Below are 26918 nucleotides of genomic sequence, written 5' to 3' on the forward strand. Positions count from 1 at the left end.
ATTTCGACGCCGGTGATGGTGCCGGACTCGACGATGCGAGGACAGTGAGATGAGAGTCGTGCATATCAACAATCCCCGGCAGCGCGAGGCCTGCCTCGCTCGCCTGTGTGCCGAGGCCTATGGCCAGGAGGCGGGTCTCCGGCCGCTGGCGACCTTCGCCGGCACCTTGGGGGTGCTGGTCAAACAGGAGGCGGCCAGGGTGCTGGCGCTGGTGGATGACCAGTCGCATCCCGTGGCGCTGGCCCTGCTCGTGCTCGATGAGCTCGGCAGCAGCATGACCGTGATGCTGCTGGCCGAGCTTGACCAGGACCCGCAACAGGAGGGCGTGGTGCGGCCGGCCGAGCGCCTGGTCGCCGAGCTGGCGCTCAAGGCCCCCCTGCGGGTCGATGCCGTGGACGCCGAGCAGGTGGCTCGCTTTCGCGACGCCGGGATCACGCGCTGGCTGGACGGCAAGGCCGGGGTGCGGATCGGGCTGGGCCCCAAGCATCCGGCCACGTCTGTCGAGGACCTGCCTCGGGCCTTGACCTTCGACGAGGAGGCGGTAATCCAGTCCTTCAAGCGCGACCGCCCGCAGTTCGATGACTACAAGGCGCGCTTCATCCGCGGCCTGGAAACCTTTCCCGCCACGCTCTGACCGCGGCGCGACTTGACCCTGGGCAGCCACGGCGCTTGACTGGTGGGCCCATCCCGCAGGCAGCACAAGGAAAGCACTCCCATGGCCAAGCGCATCCAGTTCGCCCGTACCGGCGGGCCCGAGGTCCTTGAACTCGTCGACGTCGCCCCGGCCGAGCCGGCGCCCGGTGAGGTCCGCGTCAGGAACCAGGCCGTCGGCCTCAACTTCATCGACATCTACTTCCGCACCGGCCTCTATCCGGCGCCGTCGCTGCCCTCCGGCCTGGGCACCGAAGGGGCCGGCGTGGTCGATGCAGTGGGCGAGGGCGTCACCCATCTCAAGGCGGGGGACCGGGTCGCCTATGCCCAGGGGCCGCTGGGCGCCTATGCCGAGCAGCATGTGCTACCGGCGGAGAAGGTGGTCGCGCTGCCCGCCGCCATCGACATCGAGACCGCCGCCGCCAGCATGCTCAAGGGGCTGACCGTGCAGTACTTGCTGCGCCAGACCCACGAGCTCAAGGGCGGCGAGACGATCCTCTGGCACGCCGCTGCCGGGGGCGTGGGCTCCATCGCCTGCCAGTGGGCGAAGGCGTTGGGCGTGAAGCTGATCGGCACCGTGAGCTCGCCGGAGAAAGCAGCACTGGCCGAGCGTAACGGTGCCTGGGCGACCATCGACTATTCGCGCGAAGACGTCGTCGAACGGGTGCGCGAGCTGACTGGCGGCGCCATGTGCGACGTGGTCTATGACTCGGTGGGAAAGGACACCTGGGAGACCTCGCTGGACTGCCTGAAGAAGCGCGGGCTGATGGTCAGCTTCGGCAACGCCTCGGGCGCCGTGGAGGGGGTCAACATCGGCATCCTCAACCAGAAGGGGTCGCTGTTCGTCACCCGGCCAAGCCTCAACGGCTATGCCGACACCCGCGAGCGGCTGGAGTGGATGGCCGGCGAGCTCTTCGAGATGCTGGAGAGCGGCAAGGTGAGGGTCGATATCGCCCAGCGCTACCCGCTGGCGGAGGCCGGCAAGGCCCAGGAGGCCCTCCAGGGGCGCCAGACCACCGGGTCCACCATCCTGCTGCCCTGAAGGCCTGCGGGCAGCGCCCAGCTGCAAGCGCCGAGCGCCCAGCTGCTCAGTGACGGGCGGCAGGTGTTGAGGTAGACAACGAGAACCCCCGCCGGATGTCGAGTCCGGCGGGGGTTCTCGTTGACGCCGCTAGCGTAGAGGCATCAACTTGCGGCGCTCGGCGCTCGGCGCTCGGCGCTCAGCCGTTCTCTACATAGGCCCCCATCTCCCGCATCCGCGACTCGAAGCGTGCCACGTTGTCGACCAGGTCGTCGGGGCCGAAGGCCACGCACTCCGCCAGCAGCACCTCGATCAGGGTGATCGCCGAGAGGATCGAGGGGAAGAAGTGCGGCGTGGCGTTGGCCACCGGGAAGGTGATGCTGGCGCCGGGGACCAGCGGCGAGCGCAGGGTGTCGGTGACCACGATGGCATTCACGCCGTTGGCGCGGGTGATCTCCAGGGCGCGCATGGTCTCGGCACAGTATGGCTCGAAGCCGAAGGCGATCACCACGTCGCCCTCGCCGAAGGGGGCCAGCTCGGTGAGCAGCCCCCCCTCCTGTCCACGGATGAGGTGGACGTCGGGCATGGCGATGCGCCCCACGTAGGCGAAGTGGTAGGCGCAGGCGAATGTGTCGCGAAAGCCGACCACCGCCACCTTGCCGGCGCCCAGCAGTAGCCGGGCCGCCTCGCGGACCTTCTTCTGGTTGTCGGCGGTGAACAGCCGGCCGATGTTGTCGAAGGCCGCGTCTCCCACGTCCAGGAACACCTGATCGTCGGTCTGGCTGGCCAGGCTGCGCAGCTGGCTGGCCCGCCCCGAGAGTTCCACCGGGCCGGCCTGTACCGCCGACTGGAACACCTCGCGAAACTGCTCATAGCTCTCGAACTCGAGCCGCTTGGCCAGTCGCATCAGCGTCGAGGGGGTGACCTCGGCGGCGGCAGCCGACTTGCGGATCGACTGGAAGGCGATCTCCACCGGGTGTTCCAGCACGTAGCCGGCGGCCAGCTTGAGCTGCGGGCTCAGTTCCGGATAGGCCTCGGCCAACTGCTGGTTGACGGCATCCAGTCCCGCCGGGGCCTCCAGCGCAGCATCCGGGCTCGGGGTCTGCGGTTCCAGCACGCGGTTCTCCTCAGCTGTTCATGTTGATGGCATCCGCCCATCGCGCAAGCGCGCATTGTACCGCAAGCGGACCGGTATGAATGAAACGACTGTGTCTCATGACAAAAAATAATGGCACATATGTGTTGACGCCTGTCGGGACCTTCGTCTAGGATTTCCGCAAAACAGGCGTGCCTCATTGTCATGGTGACTGATACGTTTGTTTCGTCTATCGTCAACCACGCCCAGGAACCACCGAACCCGACATGAGCCACTCCGCCAAACATCCCGCCTACGAGACCCTGATCACCCAGCGCCACGGCCAGGTGATGGAGATCCGCTTCAACCGGCCCCATCGCCTCAATGCCGTGGTCGAAGCGCTGTATACCGAGCTGCTCGATGCCCTCGCCGTCGCCTCCGCCGATGTCGATATCCGTGCCGTAATCCTCACCGGCGAGGGGCGCGCCTTCTGCGTCGGCGCCGACATGAAGGAGCATGGCAGTGCCAAGCGTTCGCTGTTCCAGCGCCGCCAGTACCTGCAGCTGGGCAACGACGTCTGCGAGGCGATCCTGCGCCTCAACAAGCCCGTCATCGCCGCCGTCAACGGCTATGCCCTGGGGGCCGGCGCCGAGATGGCGGTCTCCTGCGACTTCATCCTGATGGCCGACGACGCCCAGATCGGCTTCCCCGAGACCAGCATCGGCACCTGCGTGGGTGGCGGCGTCTCCAAGCTCCTGCCCGAGCTGGTAGGCCTGGCCCAGGCGCGCCGGCTGCTCTTCACCGGCCGACGCATCGATGGCGAGGAAGCCGCCCGCATCGGCCTGGCAACCTCCAGCTGGACCACCGACTCCCTGCTCGACGAGGCCCGGGCCCTGGCCGGCGAGCTGGCGAAGCAGGCGCCGGTCTCCATCGCCATGCTCAAGAGGCTGGTCAACCAGGGCAGCGACACGAACCTGGAGAGCCAGTTGCAGCAGGAGCTCGATGCGGTCTTCACCTGCTCCACCACCGAAGACTGGCAGGAGGGCGTCGACGCCTTCGCCGAGAAGCGCGCGCCCCTGTTTCAAGGGAAATGAGTCCAGGGCAAGTAATCCCGATCTCTCGTGCCCGGCCATTCCCCGGGCCCGTTGTCACCGTTCAACGACCCTTGCGGTCAAGGTCAGCAGCACATGAATCCCATCGAAGGACACCTCCCGACCCGCAGCCCGCTGCACGACATCCTGGCGCCCACCGGCATCGCGGTGATCGGTGCCTCCGCCGACCCCACCAAGCGGGGCTACAAGGCCATGGTCGGCCTGATCAAGGACGGCTATCGCGGCGACATCTATCCGGTGAACCCCAAGGCCGACCTGATCCTCGGGGTCAAGGCCTGGCCCTCGGTCACGGCGATCCCCGGCAACCCGGAGCTGGCGCTGATCTGCACGCCGGCGCCCACGGTGCCCGGGCTGATCGCCGAGTGTGGCCGCCGCGGCATCAAGGGGGCGGTGATACTGGCCAGCGGCTTTGCCGAAGTCGGCGGGGAAGGTGCTGCCCTCGAGCGCGAGATGATGGCCAAGGCCGAGGCGCACGGGGTGCGCATCATCGGCCCCAACACCTCCGGCATCTTCAACCTGCACCACCGGATCAACCTGCTGGCGCTGGACAACGTCAAGCCGGGCGACGTGGGTATCATCTCCCAGTCTGGCAACATGCTGCTGTCGCTGGCCCTCGAGGCCCAGCACAACGGCCAGGTGGGCTTCTCCACCTACGTGGGCCCCGGCAACCAGAGCGACATCGGCTTCAACGACTACCTGCGCTACCTGGGCGAGGATGAGCACACCCGGGTCGCCACCCTCTACGTGGAGGGCTTCCGGGACGGCCGCAAGTTCCTCGAGGTGGCCCGTGACGTCACCGCCATGAAGCCGGTGGTGGTCTACAAGTCCGGCTCCACCGAGCAGGGCCAGAAGGCCGCCAGCTCCCACACCGGGGCCCTGGCCGGCAGCTACGCCATGACCGTGGACCTGCTCAGGCAGTCCGGGGTCAGCGTGGTGCAGTATTCCGACGAGATCCTGCCGGTGGCCGAGGGCCTGGGGCTGCTGCAGAAGTCCCGCGGCAAGCGGGTGGCAGTGATCTCCGACGGTGGCGGCCAGGCCACCATCGCCTCCGACCGCCTGGCCGAGGCGGGCCTGGAGCTCGCCGAGCTCTCCGAAGCCACACGCCAGAAGCTGCGCGAGGTGCTCTTCCCCCAGGCATCTACGGTCAACCCGGTCGACGTGGCCGGCTCCACCGATGCCAACCCCTCGCTGCTCGCCACCTGCATGGAGATCGTCGCCGCCGACGACAACGTCGACAGCGTCTTCCTGGTGGGCATGTTCGGCGGCTACAGCATCCGCTTCGCCGAGTCGCTGCTGGGCGACGAGATGCGTGGCGCCGAGGCGATGGTGGATCTGTCCAATGCCACCGAGAAGCCGCTGGTGATCTACAGCCTCTATACGCCGATCAAGCCGCCGGCGCTGCGTCGCCTGCACGAGGCGGGCCTGCCGGTCTATGCCTCCATCGAGCAGTCGGTCCGGGTGCTCGCGGCGCTGGGCGAGCGCGGCCAGTACCTGGCGCAGTCGCATGGCCAGTCCCGCGAGACGCCGGTGGAGGCCCGTCTCGAGCTTACCGCCATGTTCCGGCAGGCCCGGGCCGAGGGGCGTGACCTCTTCGAGTACGAGGCCAAGCAGCTGCTGCGCGATCACGGCGTCGATGTGCCGCTGGAACTGGTGGTGCGCAACGAGGCGGAGCTGGCCGAGGCGGCGAGCCGGTTTGCAGGAGAGAGTGGCGAGACGCCGCTGGCCATGAAGGTGGTCTCGAAGGACATCCTGCACAAGTCCGACGCCGGCGGCGTGATGCTCAACGTGGTGGGCGAGGCTGCCATGCAGGATGCCCGCGAGGCGATCCTTGAATCCTGTATGGCCTACGACGCCAATGCCGAGATCGAGGGCGTGCTGGTGGCGCCCATGGCGAAGAAGGGCGTGGAGGTAATCGTCGGGGTGATCCGCGACCCGATCTTCGGCCCGGTGCTGATGTTCGGCCTCGGCGGCATCTTCGTCGAGATCCTCGAGGACGTGGCCTTCCGCGCCATTCCGCTGTCGCGCCACGACGCCCGCTCCATGGTGGAGCAGATCAAGGCGAAGCGGATCCTCGAGGGGGTGCGCGGCGAGTCCGCCGTGGACAAGGAGGCGCTGGTCGAGCTGCTGCTCAAGGTGTCGAGCATCGTCGCCGCCTACCCGGACCTCAAGGAGCTCGACCTCAACCCGGTGATCGTCAATGCCGACGGCTATGCGGTGGTGGATGCCCGGGTTATCGTCGACCGTGACAGCGATGCCACCGACAAGGACGCCCGAGCATGAGCATGAGCCTGCCGTCACTGACCGATGCCCGCCTGACGCTTGAGGGACGGGTGGCCACCCTGACCCTGGACCGCCACGACGTGCGCAATGCCCTGACCGGCACTGCCCTGGTGGATGACATCGTGGCCGTGGCCGACTGGGTCAATGCCTGCGACGAGGTCTCCGTGCTGGTCATCACCGGGGCGGGCTCGGCGTTCTCCGCGGGAGGCAACGTCAAGGACATGGCCGAGCGCGACGGCGACTTCGCCGGTGACGTGGCCGAGGTCGCCAGCCGCTACCGGCGTGGCATCCAGCGTATCCCGCTGGCTCTGCAGGGCGTGGAGGTGCCGATCATCGCCGCGGTGAACGGCCCGGCGATCGGGGCCGGCTTCGACCTGGCCAACATGGCCGACGTGCGCATCGCCTCCCGCAAGGCCAAGTTCGGCGAGACCTTCCTCACCCTGGGCATCATCCCCGGCGACGGCGGCGCCTGGTTCATGCAGCGCCTGATCGGCTACCAGCGTGCCTTCGAGCTGACGCTCTCCGGCCGGGTGATCGACGCCGAGGAGGCGAAGGCGTATGGCATCGTGCTGGAGGTCACCGAGCCCGAGGCGCTGCTCGAGCGGGTCGGCGAGATGGCCGGGCAGATGGCGGCCCAGCCGCCCAAGGCGACGCGCCTGACCAAGCGGCTGATGAAGATGGGCAGCCGCATGGAGCTGCCCGACTTCCTCGACCTCTGTGCGAACTTCCAGGGCATGTGCCATAACGAGCCCGAGCACCTCGAGGCCGTCAATGCCATGCTGGAGAAGATGGCCAGGAAGTAGGCGTTGCGGCCAGTCAATCTGCGCAGAGCCCGGCATCGGCCGGGCTCTGCGCATCCGGTCGGGGGCGAAAGGTCTGGCTTTTCTGTCCCGCGGCTGATGTGCTTGAATCTCCATGAAGGGACAGGGAGGTGTCATGGCCGACAGCACGCTGGTCTTCATTGTCCTGGGGCTGACGCTTGCCGCCTTCGTCTGGGGGCGCTTCCGCTACGACCTGGTGGCGCTCTCGGCGTTGCTGGGCTCGGTGATCCTGGGGCTGGTGCCGGGCGATGTTGCTCTGTCGGGACTGGCTTTCATCGTGATCGTGGGTTGAATCATTAACCTCAGGCAAAATCTAGCTCCCAGGAATGTACTAATGACCATCGAAATCGCGCTCGTTTTTCTGATTACAGCTGGTGGACTATATCTGTTCGCCTCACAGAAACTACCGATCGATGTCACTGCCATGACCATCTTGACCACCGTGATGGCCATTCCTCAGCTTTTCCATTCGCAGTGGCTTATGGAGAGAGGGGTCGACCTGAAGTCTTCATTTCCGAGCATATCCGAAAGCCTGTCGGGTTTTTCCAGCACGGCAACGGTGACGGTGTTGTGTATGTTCATCCTGTCGGGCGGCATCCAGCGTTCGGGAATGGTCAATCTGCTGGCCAAGAAACTTATACCCCTGATCGGCAATTCCGAGACGCGACAGATTATTGTCGTGGGCGTGATGATCGGCTTGGTATCAGGTTTCATCAATAATACGGCTGCGGTGGCAATGGCCATCCCGCTGATGCTGAATCTTGCCAGAAACAGCGATTTCAAGGCCTCCCGGGTGCTGATCCCTCTCAGTTTCTTCGGCATGATGGGCGGCACGTTGACGCTGGTCGGTACCTCTACGAATATCCTGACCTCTTCCATTCTCGCCGATGCCCCGTCGTTCGGCCGGCCGCTGATGATGTTCGAGTTCACACATATCGGCACTCTGGTCCTCCTTAGCGGACTGGTCTACTTCCTGTTTATCGGGCGCTGGCTCTTGCCAAAGGAGGATGCCAACCCGGTGGTCAACGAAGAGGAACAGGAATTCGTCACTGAACTCACGGTTAACCATGACAGCAAATTGGTCGGCAAGACGCTGGAAGATGCAAATTTCGAGGCTATCAGCGGCGTAGAGGTCAAGCGGCTGATCCGTGGTGGAAAGACCTGGACCGATAAGGCGACCGAAACTGAAATAAAGCCTGATGACGTCATCATAGTCTGTACTTTCGCGCACCAGATCATGGATCTGATCAAGGAAGACGGGGTAGATGTGCTTTCAGAATTCAACGATAGCGGTAAGGCACGCACCGATACTCAGGTGGTACAGGTGCTGCTGCGCAACCGGCTGCTGTTCGACGGACGCAAGGCGAGTAAAGTAGATCTCTGGAGGCGTTTCAATGCGCACCTGATCGGCCTGGGTACCAATGAAGTGACTTCCACGCGCCTGGCTGACCAGGAACTCCATGTCGGGGAGGTCGTCTTGCTCGACATCTCGAAAACCGCCCTGAAACGGCTGCAGAGGAGTTACGATGTCGTTCTGCTCGATCAGTTCGAGGATGAATTCAGCTCACGCCGCATGATCACCGCCGGTGGCATCGTGGCAGCCGTGATCTTCCTGGCGGTTCTGACGCCGATGCCTATCGTGCTGACTGCGATCGCTGGCGTTATCGCCATGGCCGTGACAGGTTGCATCCCCTATCAGGAGATGTATGAGGATGTTTCCTGGAGTGTGATCTTCCTGCTCGCCGGTGTGATTCCCCTGGGTATCGCGATGACCAAGTCCGGGGCGGCCGACTGGGCGGGTTCCCTGATCGCCCAGTATGCGGGGGCCTGGCACCCTATATTCATCCTGATGGCCTTGTATGCCATGACCACGGTGCTAACTGAGATCGTCAGTAACAATGCGTCCGCCGTGATACTGGTGCCGGTTGCCATCTCGCTGTCCCAGCAACTGGCACTGGAGCCACTGGCCCTGGTGATGGCCATCATGTTCGCGGCATCGACCAGCTTCCTGTCGCCTATTGGTTATCAGACCAATACCATGATTTATGGCACGGGGGCGATGAAGTTCACCGATTTTGCGCGCGTGGGTGCGCCACTGAACCTGATGCTGATGGTGGTAACGAGCTGCGCGATCTACTGGACAATCTAAGTCGTTCTCCACACGCCGCCTATCTTTTCGCCGAAGAAACCCTCACCGGCAATGCCACCTCCTTTCCGATGTATTCTCCTCTTGAAGATGGCATTGACTCGCGCGGGCTGGTTGATGTGCTTCAGGCGGCGTTATGGCGCGGTACCTGGCTCTTGTCGATGACGAAGGCATCGTACTCGAAGTCGTCCACGCTGAGCAGTTCGAGTACCTCGGCCTCGCGCTCGCGCATGAAGGTGGCGTCTTCCGCGGAGATCAGCCCCTTCTCCCGTGCAGCCTCCACCTTCTGCTCGGGGTGCAGGGCGTCAGCCGGCAGCTCGCCCTTGGCATGGGCCTTCTGGACTCGGCGGTAGAGCTCCTCGGCGCGTTCCTGGCTGACCAGCAGGGCATTGTAGTGGGCGAGGGGATTGTCCCGGCTGCCATCGTTCTCCTGCCAGGTGGTTTCCAGCAGGTAATGGCGCAGCGCCGTGTCGCGGGAGACGGCCTGGGCGATCTCGCGGGTCAGGTCATCCTGGGGGCGCTTCCAGCGGCGCCCGGCGGGCATGACCACGACGCGCAGCAGCCGACCCAGGGCACGGTTCGGCAGGTTGTCGAAGAGCTCGTCCAGGGCCTGCTCGGCACGACCCAGCAGGAAGCGGCAGCCATAGTGCAGCAGGGCGGCCTCGCCCTCGACCTTGTCGCCCTCGTGCCACTGCTTGAGCGTCATCGAGGCGAGGTAGAGGTTGGAGAGCACGTCGCCCAGGCGCGCCGAGAGCATCTCCCGCTGCTTGAGGGTCGAGCCGAGGCTCGCCATGGCGGCATCGGCGCACAGCCCGAAGCCGGCGGAGAGGCGGGCGACATCCCGGGCATAGGGCGCGGCGACCTCGTCGAAGGGCACGCCTGGCCGGCCGAGTCCCAGGCCCTGGGTGAGAGCACGGGCGGCGTTGCCGAAGATCAGCCCGGCATGGCCGAAGAAGGCGCGGTCGAAGGCTGGCAGGTTGTCGGCCTCCTTGGCGGCCAGCTCCTCGAGCACGTAGGGGTGGCAGCGGATCGCTCCCTGGCCGAAGATCATCAGGTTGCGGGTCATGATGTTGGCGCCTTCCACGGTGATCGCCACCGGGTTGGCGCTGTAGCCGATGCCGAGGTAGTTGCGCGGCCCCAGGGTCACCGCCTTGCCGCCGTGGATGTCCATGGCGTCGCCGAGGATCTGGCGCTGGAACTCGGTGAGCTGGCTCTTGAGGATCGCCGAGGGCACCGCCGGCTTCTCGCCGTGGTCGATGGTGTTGGCCGTCTGGTAGACCGCGGCCCGGGAGACGTAGGCCAGCGCCGCCATGCGCGCCAGGGGCTCCTGGACCCCCTCCATCTCGGCCACCGGCACGTTGAACTGGCGACGGATACGGGCGAAGCCGCCGCTCCAGCCCAGGGCGTAGCGGGCGGTACCGGTGGCACCGGAGGGCAGGGTGATGCAGCGGCCGATGGAGAGGCACTCCACCAGCATCCGCCAGCCCTGGCCGATCATCTCGGGCCCGCCGATGATGGTATCGAGCGGCACGAAGACGTCCTTGCCCTTGATGGGCCCGTTGAGGAAGGGGCTGCCGATGGGGTGGTGGCGGCGGCCGATCTCCATGCCCGCGGTGTCGCGCGGAATCAGCGCCAGGGTGATGCCGCGATCGCTCTCCTCGCCCAGCAGGTGGTCGGGGTCGAAGAGCCGGAAGGCCAGGCCCACCACGCTGGCGATGGGCGCCAGGGTGATCCAGCGCTTCTCGAAGTTCAGGCGCAGGCCCAGCACCTCCTCGCCGTCGACCTCCTGCCGGCAGACCACGCCGGTATCGGGGAGGGCCGTGGCGTCACTGCCGGCACGCGGGCCGGTGAGGCCGAAGCAGGGGATCTCGCGCCCGTCGGCCAGCCGCGGCAGGTAGTGGTCCTTCTGGGCCTCGGTGCCGTACTTGAGCAGCAGCTCGCCCGGGCCCAGGGAGTTGGGCACGCCCACCGTGACCATCAGCGTCTCGCTGACCGAGAGTTTCTGCAGGACCAGCGACTGGGCCTTGGCGGAGAAGCCGAGGCCGCCGTACGCCTGGGGGATGATCATGCCGAAGAAGCCTTCCCGCTTGAGGTAGTCCCAGAGTTCCTGGGGCAGGTCGGCGCGCTCCCGGGCGATCTCCCAGGCGTTGCACATGCCGGCGGCCACGCTGCACTGGTGGTCAAGGAAAGCCTGCTCCTCCGCCGTGAGCCCCTCATCGTGGAAAGCGAGCAGCGTCTGCCAGTCGGGGCGCCCGGTGAAGAGTTCGCCGTCCCAGGCCACGGTGCCGGCCTCGAGCGCCGTGCGTTCGGTCTCCGAGACTCGGGGCGCGACCTTCTTGAACAGGGCGAAGAGGCGCGGCGAGAGCCAGCGGATCCGCAGGGCGGGAAGGCCGGTCACGGCCACCAGCGCGGCCGCGAGCAACAGCACCACGCCCAGCAGCGAGGAGGCGAGGAGCAGGCTGGCCAGGCCGGTGACGGCGAGCAGGACCAGGGCGGGCAGGGCGCCCGCCTCGCGGCGCATTATCGCCGGCAGGCCGACCACGGCCACGATCAGCAGGATCAGGGTGAGCATGGAGTGACTCCGGTTATTGTGGAACGCAAGGATTCGAACAGACGTTTGAATTCTTGCAGACTAGTCCACTTTCCTGCAACTGGCCAGCCATGGTCTCGTGCCTTAGACGTCGGCAGGAGCGAGAGGCGCCGGGGGCAGGTCATAGAGGGGGGCCTACGCCAGGAATGGCGTCGGTAGTGCCAAGTGAGGGGTTTACAGCGCCCCCTCGCCCTCGCTGTCGCCGGAAAAGCCCGAGCGTGGTAGTCATCCGCGATGGTCTGTAATCCAAAAACGCCCCGCGCTGCAGGGCAGGGCGGGGCGCATGGGAGCCGAGGGACTGGCGCTGTCAGTCGAGGCGGCGCTGGGGCTCGCCGCGGGCCGGGGCGTCACCCGCCACGTAGTAGGGGGCGTCCGAGCGCGGCAGGGGCTCGCGGCCGCGGATACGCTCGGCGATCTTCTCGGCGAGCATGATGGTCGGCGCGTTGAGGTTGCCGGTGGGAATCAGCGGGAACAGCGAGGCGTCCACGACCCTGAGCCCCGCCACGCCGTGCACCCGGCCCTGGCCGTCCACCACGGCATCGTCGCCCTCGCCCATGCGGCAGCTGCCGCAGGGATGGTAGGCGGTCTCGGCATGGGCCTTGACGAAGGCATCCAGCTCGGCGTCGGAGGCCACGTCCGGCCCCGGCGAGATCTCGCGGCCGCGATAGGGGTCGAAGGCGGGCTGGGCGATGATCTCGCGGGTCAGGCGGATGGCATCGCGGAACTCCTGCCAGTCCTTCTCCCTGGACATGTAGTTGAAGAGGATGCTCGGCGCGGCCTCGGGGTCGCGCGAGGCCAGGCGGATGCGCCCGCGGCTCTCGGAGCGCATGGAGCCCACGTGGGCCTGAAAGCCGTGCGCCTGCACCGCGCTCTTGCCGTTATAGCTGATGGCGATGGGCAGGAAGTGGTACTGCAGGTTGGGCCACTCCTCCTGGTCATTGCTGCGGATGAAGCCCGCCGCCTCGAACTGGTTGCTGGCCCCCACGCCCTTGCCCAGGAAGAGCCACTCGGCGCCGATCTTTGGCTGGTTGACCCACTTCAGCGCCGGGTAGAGCGAGATCGGCTGGGTGCACTCGTACTGGATGTACATCTCCAGATGGTCCTGGAGATGGGCGCCGACGTTGTCGTTGACGTGCACCGGGGGAATGCCGAATTCGTCCAGGACCTCCTTCGGCCCGATGCCGGAGCGCTGGAGGATCTGCGGCGAGGCGATGGCCCCGCCGCACAGCAGCACCTCGCGGCGGGCGCGGGCCTGGCGCGGCTCGCCCTTGCGATCGCCGTTGAGAAAGTAGCGCACGCCGGTGGCCCGTTTGCCCTCGAACGCGATGACGTCGGTGAGCGCGCGGGTCTCGATGGTCAGGTTTGGTCGCCCCTTGGCCTGGTCGAGGTAGCCGCGGGCCGTGGAGGCACGCCGGCCGTTCGGGGTGACGAAGCGGTCCATGGGACCGAAGCCCTCCTGCTGGTAGCCGTTGACGTCCTCGGTCTCCGGGTAGCCGGCCTGCTTGCCCGCCTCGATAAAGGTCCGATACAGGGGGTTGTTGCCCTCTTTCGGGGTGGTGACACTCACCGGCCCGTCGCCGCCATGGTAGTCATCGGCACCGATGTCGCGGGTCTCGGACTTCCGGAAGTAGGGCAGGCAGTCGGCGTAGCTCCAGTCCGCAAGGCCCGGCGCCTTGGCCCAGTGGTCGTAGTCCAGGGCGTTGCCGCGGATGTAGCACATCCCGTTGATCAGCGAGGAGCCACCCAGCCCCTTGCCGCGGCCGCACTCCATGCGTCGGCCATCCATGTGCGGCTCGGGGTCGGTCTCGAAGGCCCAGTTGTAGCGCTTGCCCTGCAGCGGATAGGCCAGCGCCGCCGGCATCTGAGTGCGGAAGTCGAAGCGGTGGTCGCGGCCGCCGGCCTCGAGCAGCAGCACCGAGACATCTTCGTCTTCGGTCAGGCGCGTGGCCAGCACGTTGCCGGCAGAGCCGGCGCCGATGATGACGTAGTCGAATTCACGGATCTGGGACATGGAGTCTCCTGAGGCAACATCTATACGGGGCTGTTCCGGCGGCAGGCCTTCGCGAGGGCGCTGTGACCCCATCCCTGGGCGCTACCGATGCCGTCCCTGGCACAGGACCCTCGCTACGACCTGCCCCCGGCGCCCCTGGCAGTGGGGTAGGCGGCGCTAGAGGTGACGGAAGGCTTAGAACACCGACTCGAAGGGGCCCATCTCGATCTGCACCGACTTGGTCTGGGTGTAGTGGGCCAGGGTCTCGAGGCCGTTCTCGCGGCCCACGCCGGACTGCTTGACACCGCCCACCGGCATCTCGGCGGGGGATTCGCCCCAGGTGTTGATCCAGCAGATGCCCGCCTCCAGGCGGTGGATCACCCGGTGGGCGCGGTTGAGATGCTCGGTGAAGACGCCGGCGGCCAGCCCGTAGTGGGTATCGTTGGCGCGGCGGATCACCTCCTCCTCGTCATCGAAGGCGAGGATCGCCATTACCGGGCCGAAGATCTCCTCGCGCACGATGCGCATCTCGTCCGTGCAGTCGGTGAACACCGTAGGGGCCGCCCAGGCGCCTCTTGACCATTCGACCCCGCCGTGCTCGCCCTGGTCCCAGGCCTCGCCGCCGGCCAGCACCGTGGCTCCTTCCTGCTTGCCCAGGGCGATGTAGGAGAGCACCTTTTCCTGGTGCTCGAAGCTCACCAGAGGGCCGAAGTTGACGCTCGGGTCCAGCGGGTCGCCGGCGCGGATGCGCGCCACGCGCTCGGTGATCTTCGCCTCGAAGGCTTCTTTCACCGAGCCCTCGACGAAGACCCGCGTGCCGTTGGTGCAGATCTGCCCGCTGGAGTAGAAGTTGGCCATCATGGCGGCGTCGGCGGCGCGATCCAGGTCGGCGTCGGCGAAGACGATCAGCGGCGATTTGCCGCCCAGTTCCATGGTCACGTCCTTGAGGGTGGAGCCCCCGGCGGCGGCCATCACCTTCTTGCCGGTGCCCACCTCGCCGGTGAAGGAGATCTTGTCGATGCCGGGATGTCCGGTCATCAGCGCACCGACGCGGCCGTCGCCGTGGACGACATTGAAGACGCCGTCGGGCAAGCCGGCCTCGGTGAAGACCTCAGCGAGCTTCATGACGGTGAGCGGAGTGACTTCGCTGGGCTTGAAGACCACGGCGTTGCCGGCGGCCAGCGCCGGGGCAGTCTTCCAGCAGGCGATCTGGATGGGGTAGTTCCAGGCGCCGATGGCGCCAATCACGCCCAGTGGCTCGCGGCGCGTATAGACGAAGGAATCCTCGCGCAGCGGGATCTGGCTGCCCTCGATGGCGGGCACCAGGCCGGCGTAGTACTCGAGAACGTCGGCGCCGGTGACGATGTCCACCGCGGCCGTCTCGCTGATCGGCTTGCCGGTGTTGCGGGTCTCGAGTTCGGCGATCTCATCGTTGCGTTCACGGAGCAAGGCCACGGCGCGATTGAGGATGCGGCCGCGCTGCATGCCGGTCATCGCCGCCCAGGTCCGCTGGCCCTTGCGGGCGGCGGCCACGGCGGTGTCCACGTCGGCCTCGGCGGCCTGCTGCACCTCGGCGAGCGGTGAGCCGTCGAAGGGGTTGACCACGGTGAAGGTCTCGCCGGAAGTGGCGGCGGTGTGACGGCCGTCGATGTAGAGGGTCTGGGTGTCCAGAGATGGCATGTGGCTATCCCTTCAAGAAGAAGTTGTGTGGTGGGTATCCAGCAGGCGATCGAGATAGTCCCGGGCCAGGCGGCGCGCCTCGTCACTGTCCAGGCCTTCGTGGGTCAGGGCGCCGCGTAGCCAGAGGCCATCGATCAGCGCGGCCAGCGCTCGGGCACAGGCGCGGGCCTTGTCACGGGGCATCACGCGGCGGAACTGGTGGCAGAGGTTGGCGTAGAGGCGCCGGTCATTGACCTGCTGCAGGCGCGCCAACTCCGGCTTGTGCATGCTGCTGGCCCAGAAGGCTAGCCAGGTCTTGGCCACCGGCCCGGTGACCTGGCTGCGGTCGAAGTTGCCGTCGATGATGGCGCCGATGTGGTCCCGGGGGCTCGTGGTGGAGAGCTCGCGGCGCCGCGCCGCCACCGCTTCGCCAAGATCGCTGAGGATCTGGCGCATGGTGGCTTCCAGCAGGCCGTCCTTGCCGCCGAAGTAGTGGCTGATGATGCCGGCGGATACGCCCGCGTGGCGGGCAATACGCATCACCGTGGCATCGGCCAGGCCGACCTCGTCGATCGCCGCCATGGTGGCCTTGATCAGTTGCTGGCGGCGGATGGGTTCCATTCCAACCTTGGGCACCGTTGCTGGCTCCTTTCCCGGGGAATTGATCTTGCAACCACCACATGAAGCATGGTTACCATGTGCACAGCTTGCCAGACCTTTATTGAACGTTCAATCAATAAAGGTCTGGCAGACCAACCCGCTGACCGGTGGTACTGCCACTGCGGCTATACTTCAAGTGCCACAAGAGGAGTGTCTTCATGCTCACCCGCAACCTGAATCGTCGCCTGACCCTGGGGCTCGGCGCCGCCGCCCTCGGTCTCTCCGTCTCGCCGCTGCAGGCCGCCGAGCCCGAGAGCTGCGAGACCGTACGCTTCGCCGAGGTCGGCTGGACCGACATCACCGCGACTACCGCGCTCACCACCGAGGTACTCGAGGCGCTGGGCTACGACACCCGTATCGATACCGTCTCAGTGCCCATCGCCTACCAGGGCATGAAGAACGGCGACTTCGACGTCTTCCTGGGCAACTGGATGCCCTCCATGGCATCGATCAGTGACCCCTACGTTGAGGATGGCGATATCGATCGCCTGGGGGCCAACCTCGAGGGCGCCAAGTACACCCTCGCGGTACCGCAGTATGTCCACGATGCCGGCGTCACCTCGGTGGCCGATCTCGCCGAGCATGCCGAGCAGTTCGACAGCCGGATCCACGGCATCGAGGCCGGCAACGACGGCAACCAGCTGATCCAGCAGATGATCGACGATGACGCCTTCGGCCTGGGCGACTGGCAGCTGATCGACTCCAGCGAGGCCGGCATGCTCGCCGAGCTGAGTGCCCGGGTGCCGGAAGAACAGTGGATGGTGTTCCTCGGCTGGGAGCCGCATCCGATGAACACCAACTTCGACATGGCCTACCTGGAAGGTGCCGATGATTACTTTGGCCCCGACCTCGGCGGCGCCACCGTCTACACCAACACCCGTAGCGGCTATGTCGAGGAGTGTGCCAACGTCGGTGCGCTGCTGGAAAACCTCGAGTTCACCCTCGAGATGGAGAACCAGCTGATGGGTGAGATCATGGACGCGGGCTCCGATCCCCGCGATGCCGCCCGTACTTACCTGCAGGCCAACCCCGAGGTCCTGGAGGCCTGGCTCGAGGGCATCGAGACCCGTGAGGGCGAGCCGGCGCTGCCGGCGGTCAAGCGCGCCCTCGACATCGAGGCGTGAGGGCGCGCGCGGGCTTGCCATGCGGCGGGCCCGCGTGCATAATCCTTCCCCGTTGCCCGGCCTCGGCCGGGCAAGCCGTTGATAAGGCTACGTAGCTCAGCTGGTTAGAGCACATCACTCATAATGATGGGGTCCCCTGTTCGAATCAGGGCGTAGCCACCAGGACACACAAAAAAACGCCCGCCAGGCCTCGCCCTGGCGGGCGTTTTTTGTGTGTCCCGGTGCTCCTCGCGAGGGGGCAGAATGCCAATCCCCGCTTGACCTTTCGGGCCCGATCCGTATAATACTGCCCGTGCTTGAGGTCGTTCCCCGATAGCTCAGTTGGTAGAGCAAATGACTGTTAATCATTGGGTCGCAGGTTCGAGTCCTGCTCGGGGAGCCAGCTTCGCTCATGCGGCGAAGGATCTCGTGAATGTGAAGAGCACAGTGCGGCATGCGGTCATTCCCCGATAGCTCAGTTGGTAGAGCAAATGACTGTTAATCATTGGGTCGCAGGTTCGAGTCCTGCTCGGGGAGCCAACCGCTCCTAACTGCCTGCCGCATCATCCTGCATCGTTCCCCGATAGCTCAGTTGGTAGAGCAAGTGACTGTTAATCACTGGGTCACAGGTTCGAGTCCTGTTCGGGGAGCCAGTCCTGTCTGGCCGTCATCCCTTCTCATCTTGCCTGTCGCACCGATGCCTCGCCGGCTTCTGGCCGGGTAGCGTCTGCCCTTTATCACGCCGCATTGTCACCGGGGCCGCCTGCGGCCTGATGTCTGCCGCCGTGGCGCTTGCCTGCGAGGCGAGCAGACAAGGACGCCGGGCTCGAGGCCCGGCGTCGCATGTCGCACCCGCTGACAGGGGAGGGGGGGTCAGCTGCCTTTCGCGTAGCGCCAGGTGCCCTCGAGCTGGGTGTAGTCGAGCAGGATCTGGGCCGTCTCCAGGATCTGGACGCGGTCGACCGGTTCCTCGTCGCGCGCATCGTTTTCGGTATCCGCCTCGTCGCGGGCATCGACCCACTCCTCCAGCGGGTCCAGGCCAAGGGCGCGTCGGCGCTGGTTCTCCAGGGCGAGCTGTTCGGCCTCCCGGGCTTCCACCTCGCGCTGGCGCTGCTCGCGATTGAGGCTGACGCTGGTGTGCTGCTCGCGAAGTCGGCTGGCCAGCGCTGACTGCTGCTCGAGGTAGTGGAAGTTCGGCTGCTGTTCGGCACGCTCGCGATGGCGGCTGCGAAGCGTCTCCAGGTACTGTCGGGGCTCGCCGTAGGTGCGATACTGCACCTCGCGCACCGTGTCCCATTCCAGGGCGTTGTCGAGGCTGCTCTCGCCGATCAGTTGCGGGTCGATCAGGCTCGGGAAGCGGATGTCCGGCTCCACGCCACGGTGCTGGGTGCTTTCCCCGGAGATGCGGTAGAACTTGGCGCGGGTCAGCTTGATCTCGCCATGACTGAGCTCGTTGAGAGTCTGGACCGTGCCCTTGCCGAAGGTGTCGGTGCCCACCACCAGGCCACGGCCGTAGTCTTGGATGGCCCCGGCGAAGATCTCGGAGGCCGATGCCGAGAGGCGGTTGACCAGCACGGCCAGCGGGCCGTCGTAGAGGGTGCCGCTCTCGGTATCGCCGTAGAGGCTGATGCGGCCGCGGGCATCGCGGACCTGGACGGTGGGGCCGCGGTCGATGAACAGGCCGATCAGCGAGTTGGCTTCCTGCAGGGCGCCGCCGCCGTTGTTGCGCAGGTCGAGCACGATGCCCTCGACGCCCTCGGCCTGGAGTCGCTCCACTTCCTTGGACACGTCGCGGGTGGTGCTGCGGTAGTCCTCCTCGCCGGCCTGCCAGGCATCGAAGTCCACGTAGAAGGTGGGGATCTTGATTACCCCGAGGCGGTGGGTGCCGTCGTCCCGCGCGATCTCGACTACCTCGCCCTGGGCGGCCTGGTCCTCCAGGTCCACGGTGTCGCGGGTGATCTCGATGACCTTGGAGCGCGTCATGTCGACGGCCTGGGCGGGCACCACGTCGAGACGCACCACCGAGCCCTTGGGGCCGCGAATCATGTCGACCACGTCATCGAGGCGCATGCCCACCACGTTGACGATCTCCTTGCCCTCCTGGCCCACGCCGACGATGCGGTCGGCCGGCTGCAGGGCCCCGGCCCGCTCGGCGGGGCCACCCGGCACCAGGCTCGATACCTTGACGTACTCGCCGTCGGCCTGGAGCAGGGCGCCGATGCCCTCCAGGGAGAGGCGCATCTGGATATCGAAGGATTCGCCCTGGCGCGGCGAGAGGTATTCGCTGTGGGGGTCGATGCTGCCGGTCACCGCCGACATGAAGAGGCCGAAGACATCCTCGTCGTTGGTCTGGCGCAGGCGCGACAGCTGCCCCTCGTATCGCTGGCGCAGGGTGGCTTCCACCTGCTCGGCGTCCTGGTCGCTGATGGCCAGGGTCAGGGCGGCGTTCTTTAGCCGCTTCAGCCACAGCTCGTCCAGGGCCGCCTCCCGGCCGGCCCAGGGGGCTTCCTTACGCTCCAGCTCCAGGCGCTTGTCGCTGTCGAAGGAAAAGTCGATGCCCTCGTCGAGTCGGTCGAGCAGCCATTCGAAGCGTGACTCGGCGCGCTCGTGGTAGCGCTGATAGAGGGCAAAGGGGCGTGCCAGGTCGCCGTCGAGCAGCGCCTCGTCCATGCCCGTTTCCAGGTCGCGGAACGTGGCCACATCGCGGTCGAGCAGGTAGGCGCGCTGGCTATCGAGGATGTCCAGGAAGCGCGAGAAGGCCCGCCGTGACCAGTCGTCGTCGAGGCTGACATCTGCATAATGGCCATAGCGCAGCGACTCGGCCACTTCCACGGCCACCTGGCGCTGGGCGTCGCTCGGCTCGACGGCGGCCAGTAGTGGCGTGGCCAGCAGCAGGGCCAGGACCGCTGAACGCCCAAGGGTGACTAACAGGCTCATCGATGAAGCACTCCCCGATTCGTGTACACTCACTCTCAATCCAGACCCCGACTCGGCCGTCGAGTTGCATGGACCGACAGGTCATTGTATCAGCTTGGTCGTGCCGCCAAGACCCCTGAAATGCCCCGCGATAGAGGAATTCCATGTCCCAGGATGCCCGACTCGAGCGCCTGCTCGACTTCCTGCGTCGATCCCCCACGCCTTGGCATGCCACGGCCAACATGGCCAGGCGCCTGGAGGCGGCCGGCTACCGGCGTCTCGAGGAGACCGAGGCCTGGCGGCTGTCGCCCGGCGAACGTGTCTACGTCACCCGCAACGACTCCTCGATCGTCGCCCTGCAGCTACCCCGCGAGCGACTCACGGCGCTGCGCCTGGTCGGTGCCCATACCGACAGCCCCGGCCTGCGCCTCAAGCCCAACCCCGCGCAGAGCGCGGCGGGCTGGCTCCAGCTCGGCGTCGAGGTCTACGGCGGGGCCCTGCTGGCGCCCTGGTTCGACCGTGACCTGGGGCTCGCCGGGCGGGTGCACCTGCGCCACGCCGACGGCCGCATCGAGGGTGTGCTGCTCGATGTGGAGACGCCGCTGGCGATCATCCCGAGCCTGGCCATCCACCTGGACCGCGAGGCCAACAACGGCCGTGCCATCAATGCCCAGACCGAGATGGCCCCCGTCTTCCTGCAGGGCGGGGAAAAGCCCGACCTCGAGCGGCTGCTCGCGGGCTGGGTCGCCGAGCAGCACGGCCTCGAGGACGTCGAGCTACTCGACTTCGAGCTCGCCTTCCGCGACATGCAGCCGCCGTCACGGGTCGGCGTCGACGGCGAGCTGATCGCCGGTGCCCGCCTCGACAACCTGCTCTCCTGCTTTATCGGCCTGGAGGCCCTGCTGGAGAGCGACGGCCAACAGGGAGCGGTGCTGGTGGCCAACGACCACGAGGAGGTAGGCAGCGCCAGCGCCTGCGGCGCCCAGGGGCCCTTCCTCCGCGACGTGCTGCGGCGGGTGAATGCCCAGCTCGGCGAACCCGGCGACGAGGGCTTCATCCGCCTGGTTCAGGCCTCGCGGCTGATCTCCTGCGACAACGCCCACGCCCTGCATCCCAACTTCCCGGACAAGCACGATGCCGGCCACGGCCCGGTACTCAACGGCGGGCCGGTGATCAAGGTCAACGCGAGCCAGCGCTATGCCACCAACAGCGCCACGGCGGCACTGTTCTGGGATCTCTGCCGCGCGGCCGAGGTGCCGGTGCAGAGCTTCGTGACCCGGGCCGACATGGGCTGCGGCAGCACCATCGGCCCCATCACCGCCACCGAGCTCGGCGTGCCGACCCTGGACGTGGGCGTGCCCCAGTGGGCCATGCACTCGATCCGCGAGACCGCCGGCGCCCGGGACGTGGAGTCCCTGACGCGGGTGCTGACCGCCTTCTTCGATCGCCCCGAACTGGTCTAGAGCGGTATGGTATAGAGGAAGACGAAAAAACCCGGCGCCAGGGGCGCCGGGTTTTCGGTATCTGGTGGCTACGCCCTGATTCGAACAGGGGACCCCATCATTATGAGTGATGTGCTCTAACCAGCTGAGCTACGTAGCCGAACAACGGGGGCGAAGTCTATGGAGTTTGCCCCCTCGGGTCAAGGCCTGCGTGCCTCAGACATTGAAGCGGAAGTGGATCACGTCGCCATCCTGGACGATGTACTCCTTGCCCTCCAGGCGCCACTTGCCGGCGTCCTTGGCCCCCTGTTCGCCGCCCAGCGCGACGAAGTCGTCATAGGCGATGACCTCGGCGCGGATGAAGCCCTTCTGGAAGTCGGTGTGGATCACCCCGGCTGCCTCGGGAGCGGTGGCCCCGACCTTGACCGTCCAGGCACGGACTTCCTTCACCCCCGCGGTGAAGTAGGTCTGCAGGCCCAGCAGGGCATAGCCGGCGCGGATCACCCGGTCGAGACCGGGCTCTTCCATGCCCATCTCGTCGAGGAACATGGCGCGCTCCTCGTCCTCCAGCTCGGCGATCTCGGCCTCGAGCTGATTGCACACCGGCACCACCACGGCGCCTTCCTCGGCGGCGATCTCGTTGACTACCTCGAGGTAGGGATTGGCCTCGAAGCCGTCCTCGTTGACATTGGCGATGTACATGGTGGGCTTGAGGGTCAGGAAGCCGAAGCTCTTGAGCTGTTGCTTCTCCTCCTCGTCGAGGCCGACGCTTCGCAGCGGCAGGCCCTCGGCCAGGTGGGGCTGGATGCGCTCGAGGATCGCCTTGGTGGCAATGGCCTCCTTGTCGCCGCCCTTGGCCACGCGTACCAGGCGCTGGATGGCGCGCTCGACGTTGTCGAGGTCGGCCAGCGCGAGCTCCATGTTGATGATCTCGATATCGGCCCGCGGGTCGACCTGGTTGGCCACGTGGATCACGTTGTCGTTGTCGAAGCAGCGCACCACATGGGCGATGGCCTGGGTCTCGCGGATATTGGCCAGGAACTTGTTGCCCAGCCCCTCACCCTTGGAGGCGCCGGCCACCAGGCCGGCGATGTCGACGAACTCCATGGTCGTGGGCAGTACCTTCTGCGGCTTGACGATCTCGGCCAGCCGGTCGAGGCGCGGGTCGGGCATCGGCACGATGCCGACGTTGGGCTCGATGGTGCAGAAGGGGAAGTTCTCGGCGTCGATGCCGGACTTGGTCAGCGCATTGAACAGCGTGGACTTGCCGACGTTGGGTAGGCCGACGATACCGCAGTTGAAACCCATGGGATCTTCCTGGAAAGCGTGTTCGGGAATGGAGAATGGCCGGCATTCTACGCGACCAAGTGGTAAGCCATAAGCTGTAAGCCGTAAGAAAACCATCCCGGCCAGCAGTCGGGGTGACTTACAGCTTATAGCTTCAAGCATACAGCTAGCTTTTCCGCGTCAGGCGGAAAAGCTGTGCAGCCGGTTCATGGCCTTTGCCCAGTCGCCGGCCATGGCCTGGGGCAGGGTGGCCAGGCATTCGTCGATGGCGGCGTCGATAGCGCTACGCTCGGTCTTGCCGGGCCGACCCAGCACGTAATTCGTCACCTGGCGGCTATCGCCGGGATGGCCGATGCCGATGCGCAGGCGATGGAAGGCCCGGTCGTTGCCCAGGGCGCGGATGATGTCGCGCAGGCCGTTGTGCCCGCCGTGCCCGCCGCCGGTCTTGTAGCGCGCCGTGCCCGGCGGCATGTCGAGTTCGTCGTGGGCCACCAGCAGCTCGCCCGGTGCCAGCTTGAAGAACTGGCAGAGGGCCGCCACGGCGCCGCCGCTGCGGTTCATGAAGGTGGTGGGCTCGAGCAGGTGCAGCTCCTGGCCGTCGAGCCTCACCCGCGCGTGCAGGCCCAGGAACTTCCTGTCGGGGCGCAGCTCGCCGCCCGCCGCCCTCGCCACGGCCTGCACCAGCCAGGCACCGGCGTTGTGGCGGGTGGCCTCGTAGTCGGCCCCGGGGTTGCCCAGGCCGATGATCGCCTTGACCTGGCTCATCTCGTGTCTCCAAAAAAAATCAAGCGCCGAGGCGCTTGATGGATGAAAGGAGGGCCATGCCGCGCATGGCCCCCGGCAGGCGCGATTACTCGGCGCTGCCTTCGCCTTCTTCGCCCTCGGCGGCTTCACCGCCTTCCTCGTCCTCTTCCGTACCGCGGACCTTGGGCTTGGTGATGCTCAACACGGCGTTGTCGTGATCCTCGCCATGGGTGAGCGCGACCAGGGTCACGCCGGCCGGCACGTTCAGGTCGGAGAGGTGCAGGGTGGTGCCCAGCGCGACCTCGGCGATGTCGACCTCGATGTAGTCGGGCAGGTCCTTCGGCAGGCAGCTGACCTCCACCTCGTTGGAGAGCAGGTGGAGCTCGCCGTCCTCGTCCTTGATGCCCTTACACTGGTCCTCGCCCACCACGTGCAGTGGCACGCGCAGGGAGATCTCGTGGGTGGCATCGACGCGCAGGAAGTCGGCATGGGTGATCAGCGGCTTGAAGGGGTGACGCTGCAGGTCCCGCACCACCACCTGCTGGGCCTTGCCATCCACGTGAAGGTTGATCACGGAAGAGAAGAATGCCTCGTCTTCCAGCGCCTTGTAGAAGCTGGTCTTGTCGACGGCAATGGGCTGCGGCGCCTGCTCACCACCATAGATGATGGCCGGCACCTGTTCGTTCGCACGACGCAGGCGGCGGCTCGCACCTTTCCCCAGGTCGTTGCGAACGCTGGCATTGAGTGTGTAATCGGACATGGAATTGCCTCTTTCTGGAAGTAAGGAAAGCGCCGTGGCCCGCGACCAGACCACGACGTTTCCGGGAGCCCCGCAGGGCATGTGTCCCGCGCCTCGTCCCACCGAGCGAGTCCCGGTGGGCCCGCGTTCAGTGGAACATGGCGCTGACGGATTCCTCGTTGCTGACCCGGCGGATCGCCTCGGCGATCAGTCCGGCGACGCTGAGCTGGCGGATCTTGCCGCTGCGCCGCGCGATCTCGGAGAGGGGGATGGTGTCGGTCACCACCACCTCGTCGAGCACCGAGCCGGTAATGTTGTCCACCGCCGGGCCCGACAGGATCGGGTGGGTGGCGTAGGCGACCACGCGTCGGGCGCCCCGGGCCTTGAGGGCCTCGCCGGCCTTGCACAGGGTGCCGGCGGTATCGATCATGTCATCCACCACCACGCAGGTGCGGTGCTCGATCTCGCCGATGATGTGCATCACCTGGGCCTGGTTGGCCGAGGGGCGACGCTTGTCGATGATCGCCAGGTCGGCGTTGAGCTGCTTGGCGATGGCGCGGGCCCGCACCACGCCGCCGACGTCCGGCGATACCACCACCAGGTCGTCGTAGTTCTGGCGCTCGATGTCGTCGAGCAGGATCGGCGAGCCGTAGACGTTGTCCACCGGCACGTCGAAGAAGCCCTGGATCTGGTCGGCGTGCAGGTCCATGGTCATGACCCGGTCGACGCCGGCCTTGACCATCATGTCGGCGACGATCTTGGCCGAGATCGGCACCCGCGCGGAACGCACGCGGCGGTCCTGGCGAGCGTAGCCGAAGTAGGGCACCACGGCGGTGATCCGGGTGGCGGAGGCCCGGCGCAGGGAGTCCACCATCAGGATCAGTTCCATCAGGTTGTCATTGGTCGGTGCACAGGTGGACTGCAGGATGAACACATCCTTGCCGCGCACGTTCTCGTTGATCTCGACCGCGACCTCGCCGTCGCTGAACTGGCCGACCGTGGCATTGCCCAGGTAGGTGTCCAGACTCTCGGCGACCTTTCGGGCGAGTTCGGGATTGGCATTCCCGGCGAAAACCATCAATTTTGACACGCGCAGCCACCTTTGCTGTGTTGGGTCTTCAGGGATTCGGGTCGATGGTTGTTCCGGGGTGTTCAGGGATGCCTCGGCGCCCGTGGGCGGGTGAGGGTCATCGACCCAGCGCAGCATGGAGAGGTGAGCGATTCAGCCCGTGGGCCTTGAAGGCTTGCCAGCCCTCGGGCGTCTCGGCCAGGAGTTGGTCGGCCTGCGCCTCGCTGCCGAGCCGGGCAAAGACACAGGCGCCGGTGCCGGTCAGCATGGTCGGCGCTCGGGTCGCCAGCCAGTCGAGCGCATGCGCCACCTCGGGATACAGTTCCCGGACGGTGGGCTCGCAGTCGTTGCTCCAGCTCTCCGCTCCCCCCTGCAGTGCGCGCGCCATGGTAATCGGGGGGGTGTGGCGTGTCAATTGCGGCGCCCCGAACACCGCCGCGGTGGCGACCGTCACGCCCGGGTGGATCACCACGAACCAGGGAGTGTCGAGCGCGACCGGGGTGAGGCGTTCGCCGACCCCCTCGGCCCAGGCGGCACGGCCATGCACGAACACCGGGACGTCGGCTCCCAGGGCGAGGCCGAGGCCGGCCAGGTGCGCGAGGCCGAGGCCGAGTCCCCAGAGGGCATCCAGGCCGAGCAGGGTGGTAGCGGCATCCGAGCTGCCGCCGCCGAGCCCCCCGCCCAGGGGTAGACGTTTCTCGAGGTGGATGTCCGCGCCCAGGCGGCAGCCGCTCTCGGCCTGCAGCAGGCGAGCGGCGCGCACGACCAGGTTGTCCTCGGCCGCCACCTCGGGCAGGCGGGGGGAGAGGCGGATCTCGCCGTCCTGACGGCCGCGCAGGGTGAGGGTGTCGCCGTGATCGAGGAACTGGAACAGCGTCTGCAGCGTGTGGTAGCCATCCGGCCGGCGGCCGGTGATGTGCAGCAGACGATTGAGCTTGGCCGGCGCCGGTAGCACCAGCGCCTCGGCAAGGGGAGGGGTCCGTGGCATGTCAGTCGTCGAGGGCCGGGCGCCAGTCGGTGACCACCAGGGTGACCCGCAGGTCGTCATAGGTCATCACCAGGCGCCTGGGCAGCCAGAGGTCGGCGACGCGCACCCAGTCGCGGTACGCGATCTCCCAGCCATCCTGCTCGAGGCGAAGCGGGAAGCCCAGTTCGTCCTTCTCCAGTCGGTGGGGCGTGTCGTCCGCCGGCAGGCCGCGGATCCAGTCGGAGAGTGCGCTGACCGGCAGCGACCAGCCCAGCTGCTGTTCCATCAGTGCCTCCGGGGTCTCGGCCTCGAAGCGCCCCTCGGCGGTGGTCAGCGAGAAGCGCCCCTCGCGTCCCTCCAGGGTGCTGCGCCCGCTGCCGAAGGGCCCGCTGATCAGCAGCCGGTAGTAATGGGGGTGCTGGCTCCAGTCCAGGTTGGCGCTGGTGGAGTCCTCGGGGGTGCGCAGGCCGGCCTTGCCCACCAGTATCCAGGTGTCGAGTTCGGCCAGGCGCTCGGCCTGGGCCTGCCACTGGCCCGCGGCGCGTTCGCCCTCGGGAGCGGGCGCCCGGCCGGCACAGCCGGCCAGCAGGGCCAGGGCGAACAGGGGGATCAGCAGTCGCGGCAGTGTCGTCATGGCGAGTTCCGT

21 protein-coding genes and 5 tRNA genes are annotated in these 26918 nt (G+C 66.7%); 13 read left to right on the top strand and 13 right to left on the bottom strand.

Translation table 11 applies throughout. The annotated features are described in order from the left end of the window. The first annotated feature begins 49 nt into the window (after positions 1–49). Both OP497_RS03505 and OP497_RS03510 read left to right on the top strand, forming a co-directional pair. Positions 50–634 (top strand): hypothetical protein, encoded by a 585-nt coding sequence (locus OP497_RS03505; protein WP_280546559.1) that lies wholly within the window; start codon positions 50–52, stop codon positions 632–634. 81 nt (positions 635–715) lie between these two features. Beyond that, the gene (locus tag OP497_RS03510; RefSeq protein WP_280546560.1) at positions 716–1693 is read left to right on the top strand and encodes an NADPH:quinone reductase; all 978 of its coding nucleotides are present in this window, start codon (positions 716–718) and stop codon (positions 1691–1693) included. A 178-nt stretch (positions 1694–1871) separates the two neighbouring features. On the opposite strand, the gene OP497_RS03515 is transcribed toward OP497_RS03510, so the two are convergent. Beyond that, a complete protein-coding gene (locus OP497_RS03515; protein ID WP_280546561.1) occupies positions 1872–2789 on the bottom strand; it encodes a MurR/RpiR family transcriptional regulator in 918 nt (305 codons plus the stop codon). A 245-nt stretch (positions 2790–3034) separates the two neighbouring features. On the opposite strand from OP497_RS03515, the gene OP497_RS03520 reads away from it, so the two are divergent. From OP497_RS03520 to OP497_RS03540, 5 genes are all read left to right on the top strand, one after another. After that, complete coding sequence (locus OP497_RS03520; RefSeq protein ID WP_280546562.1) at positions 3035–3841, top strand: enoyl-CoA hydratase/isomerase family protein; 807 nt, start codon at positions 3035–3037, stop codon at positions 3839–3841. A gap of 93 nt (positions 3842–3934) precedes the next feature. Continuing rightward, positions 3935–6139 carry an acetate--CoA ligase gene (locus OP497_RS03525; RefSeq protein WP_280546565.1) on the top strand — a complete coding sequence of 735 codons (2205 nt, stop codon included), beginning with the start codon at positions 3935–3937 and terminating at the stop codon, positions 6137–6139. Beyond that, entirely contained in the window at positions 6136–6942 is an 807-nt protein-coding gene (locus tag OP497_RS03530; protein WP_280546567.1) for an enoyl-CoA hydratase-related protein, read from the top strand. The genes OP497_RS03525 and OP497_RS03530 overlap by 4 nt, the downstream gene beginning before the upstream one ends. Positions 6943–7075: 133 nt before the next feature. Then, the gene (locus OP497_RS03535; RefSeq protein ID WP_280546569.1) at positions 7076–7252 is read left to right on the top strand and encodes a hypothetical protein; all 177 of its coding nucleotides are present in this window, start codon (positions 7076–7078) and stop codon (positions 7250–7252) included. A 42-nt stretch (positions 7253–7294) separates the two neighbouring features. Further along, positions 7295–9109, top strand: a complete 1815-nt coding sequence (locus OP497_RS03540) for an SLC13 family permease (protein ID WP_280546571.1) — start codon at positions 7295–7297, stop codon at positions 9107–9109. A 121-nt stretch (positions 9110–9230) separates the two neighbouring features. Here OP497_RS03540 and OP497_RS03545 read toward each other — a convergent pair whose 3' ends face one another. The 4 genes from OP497_RS03545 to betI form a co-directional block, all read right to left on the bottom strand. Then, entirely contained in the window at positions 9231–11678 is a 2448-nt protein-coding gene (locus OP497_RS03545) for an acyl-CoA dehydrogenase (protein ID WP_280546573.1), read from the bottom strand. A 325-nt stretch (positions 11679–12003) separates the two neighbouring features. Continuing rightward, on the bottom strand, positions 12004–13707 hold the full coding sequence (gene betA, locus OP497_RS03550; protein ID WP_280546575.1) for a choline dehydrogenase: 1704 nt from the start codon (positions 13705–13707) through the stop codon (positions 12004–12006). A gap of 174 nt (positions 13708–13881) precedes the next feature. Beyond that, complete coding sequence (betB, locus tag OP497_RS03555; RefSeq protein ID WP_280546578.1) at positions 13882–15366, bottom strand: betaine-aldehyde dehydrogenase; 1485 nt, start codon at positions 15364–15366, stop codon at positions 13882–13884. Between the two features lie 12 nt (positions 15367–15378). Beyond that, a complete protein-coding gene (gene betI / locus OP497_RS03560; RefSeq protein ID WP_280546579.1) occupies positions 15379–15981 on the bottom strand; it encodes a transcriptional regulator BetI in 603 nt (200 codons plus the stop codon). Positions 15982–16163: 182 nt separating this feature from the next. Between betI and OP497_RS03565 the strand changes: the two genes are divergently transcribed. From OP497_RS03565 to OP497_RS03585, 5 genes are all read left to right on the top strand, one after another. Then, the gene (locus OP497_RS03565) at positions 16164–17129 is read left to right on the top strand and encodes a choline ABC transporter substrate-binding protein (RefSeq protein WP_280546580.1); all 966 of its coding nucleotides are present in this window, start codon (positions 16164–16166) and stop codon (positions 17127–17129) included. A gap of 85 nt (positions 17130–17214) precedes the next feature. Beyond that, positions 17215–17291: transfer RNA gene (locus tag OP497_RS03570), tRNA-Met, on the top strand. Positions 17292–17435: 144 nt separating this feature from the next. Next, a tRNA-Asn gene (locus OP497_RS03575) sits at positions 17436–17511 on the top strand. Positions 17512–17572: 61 nt separating this feature from the next. Then, a tRNA-Asn gene (locus OP497_RS03580) sits at positions 17573–17648 on the top strand. A gap of 37 nt (positions 17649–17685) precedes the next feature. Then, positions 17686–17761: transfer RNA gene (locus OP497_RS03585), tRNA-Asn, on the top strand. Positions 17762–17981: 220 nt separating this feature from the next. On the opposite strand, the gene OP497_RS03590 is transcribed toward OP497_RS03585, so the two are convergent. Then, positions 17982–20045 carry a carboxy terminal-processing peptidase gene (locus OP497_RS03590; protein WP_280546581.1) on the bottom strand — a complete coding sequence of 688 codons (2064 nt, stop codon included), beginning with the start codon at positions 20043–20045 and terminating at the stop codon, positions 17982–17984. A gap of 143 nt (positions 20046–20188) precedes the next feature. Between OP497_RS03590 and OP497_RS03595 the strand changes: the two genes are divergently transcribed. Then, a complete protein-coding gene (locus tag OP497_RS03595; protein WP_280546582.1) occupies positions 20189–21487 on the top strand; it encodes a M18 family aminopeptidase in 1299 nt (432 codons plus the stop codon). 62 nt (positions 21488–21549) lie between these two features. Here OP497_RS03595 and OP497_RS03600 read toward each other — a convergent pair. The 7 genes from OP497_RS03600 to lolB all read right to left on the bottom strand — a co-directional run bounded on the left by OP497_RS03600 (position 21550) and on the right by lolB (position 26906). Then, a tRNA-Met gene (locus OP497_RS03600) sits at positions 21550–21626 on the bottom strand. Positions 21627–21682: 56 nt separating this feature from the next. Next, positions 21683–22774, bottom strand: coding sequence for a redox-regulated ATPase YchF (gene ychF / locus OP497_RS03605; protein WP_280546584.1), 1092 nt, complete (start codon positions 22772–22774; stop codon positions 21683–21685). A gap of 159 nt (positions 22775–22933) precedes the next feature. Further along, the gene (gene pth, locus OP497_RS03610; protein ID WP_280546585.1) at positions 22934–23518 is read right to left on the bottom strand and encodes an aminoacyl-tRNA hydrolase; all 585 of its coding nucleotides are present in this window, start codon (positions 23516–23518) and stop codon (positions 22934–22936) included. 85 nt (positions 23519–23603) lie between these two features. After that, entirely contained in the window at positions 23604–24257 is a 654-nt protein-coding gene (locus OP497_RS03615; protein ID WP_280546586.1) for a 50S ribosomal protein L25/general stress protein Ctc, read from the bottom strand. Positions 24258–24384: 127 nt separating this feature from the next. Further along, complete coding sequence (locus OP497_RS03620) at positions 24385–25314, bottom strand: ribose-phosphate pyrophosphokinase (RefSeq protein ID WP_280546766.1); 930 nt, start codon at positions 25312–25314, stop codon at positions 24385–24387. 109 nt (positions 25315–25423) lie between these two features. Beyond that, on the bottom strand, positions 25424–26293 hold the full coding sequence (ispE, locus tag OP497_RS03625) for a 4-(cytidine 5'-diphospho)-2-C-methyl-D-erythritol kinase (protein ID WP_280546587.1): 870 nt from the start codon (positions 26291–26293) through the stop codon (positions 25424–25426). A 1-nt stretch (position 26294) separates the two neighbouring features. After that, positions 26295–26906, bottom strand: a complete 612-nt coding sequence (lolB, locus tag OP497_RS03630) for a lipoprotein insertase outer membrane protein LolB (RefSeq protein WP_280546588.1) — start codon at positions 26904–26906, stop codon at positions 26295–26297. Between the last annotated feature and the right edge of the window lie 12 nt (positions 26907–26918).

It is taken from the genome of Halomonas sp. 11-S5 (genome assembly GCF_029889825.1).
In the GTDB taxonomy this organism is placed as follows: domain Bacteria; phylum Pseudomonadota; class Gammaproteobacteria; order Pseudomonadales; family Halomonadaceae; genus Halomonas.

Excerpts from the sequence above, each read along its gene's own strand:
- OP497_RS03510 (WP_280546560.1), top strand. The coding sequence starts at position 716 with ATGGCCAAGCGCATCCAGTTCGCCCGTACCGGCGGGCCCGAGGTCCTT.
- ispE (WP_280546587.1), bottom strand. The coding sequence starts at position 26,293 with ATGCCACGGACCCCTCCCCTTGCCGAGGCGCTGGTGCTACCGGCGCCG.
- OP497_RS03505 (WP_280546559.1), top strand. The coding sequence starts at position 50 with ATGAGAGTCGTGCATATCAACAATCCCCGGCAGCGCGAGGCCTGCCTC.
- OP497_RS03535 (WP_280546569.1), top strand. The coding sequence starts at position 7,076 with ATGGCCGACAGCACGCTGGTCTTCATTGTCCTGGGGCTGACGCTTGCC.
- ychF (WP_280546584.1), bottom strand. The coding sequence starts at position 22,774 with ATGGGTTTCAACTGCGGTATCGTCGGCCTACCCAACGTCGGCAAGTCC.
- pth (WP_280546585.1), bottom strand. The coding sequence starts at position 23,518 with ATGAGCCAGGTCAAGGCGATCATCGGCCTGGGCAACCCCGGGGCCGAC.
- OP497_RS03530 (WP_280546567.1), top strand. The coding sequence starts at position 6,136 with ATGAGCATGAGCCTGCCGTCACTGACCGATGCCCGCCTGACGCTTGAG.
- OP497_RS03620 (WP_280546766.1), bottom strand. The coding sequence starts at position 25,314 with ATGGTTTTCGCCGGGAATGCCAATCCCGAACTCGCCCGAAAGGTCGCC.
- OP497_RS03565 (WP_280546580.1), top strand. The coding sequence starts at position 16,164 with ATGCTCACCCGCAACCTGAATCGTCGCCTGACCCTGGGGCTCGGCGCC.
- OP497_RS03615 (WP_280546586.1), bottom strand. The coding sequence starts at position 24,257 with ATGTCCGATTACACACTCAATGCCAGCGTTCGCAACGACCTGGGGAAA.
- OP497_RS03520 (WP_280546562.1), top strand. The coding sequence starts at position 3,035 with ATGAGCCACTCCGCCAAACATCCCGCCTACGAGACCCTGATCACCCAG.
- OP497_RS03540 (WP_280546571.1), top strand. The coding sequence starts at position 7,295 with ATGACCATCGAAATCGCGCTCGTTTTTCTGATTACAGCTGGTGGACTA.
- lolB (WP_280546588.1), bottom strand. The coding sequence starts at position 26,906 with ATGACGACACTGCCGCGACTGCTGATCCCCCTGTTCGCCCTGGCCCTG.
- OP497_RS03595 (WP_280546582.1), top strand. The coding sequence starts at position 20,189 with ATGTCCCAGGATGCCCGACTCGAGCGCCTGCTCGACTTCCTGCGTCGA.
- OP497_RS03590 (WP_280546581.1), bottom strand. The coding sequence starts at position 20,045 with ATGAGCCTGTTAGTCACCCTTGGGCGTTCAGCGGTCCTGGCCCTGCTG.
- betB (WP_280546578.1), bottom strand. The coding sequence starts at position 15,366 with ATGCCATCTCTGGACACCCAGACCCTCTACATCGACGGCCGTCACACC.
- OP497_RS03545 (WP_280546573.1), bottom strand. The coding sequence starts at position 11,678 with ATGCTCACCCTGATCCTGCTGATCGTGGCCGTGGTCGGCCTGCCGGCG.
- betA (WP_280546575.1), bottom strand. The coding sequence starts at position 13,707 with ATGTCCCAGATCCGTGAATTCGACTACGTCATCATCGGCGCCGGCTCT.
- OP497_RS03525 (WP_280546565.1), top strand. The coding sequence starts at position 3,935 with ATGAATCCCATCGAAGGACACCTCCCGACCCGCAGCCCGCTGCACGAC.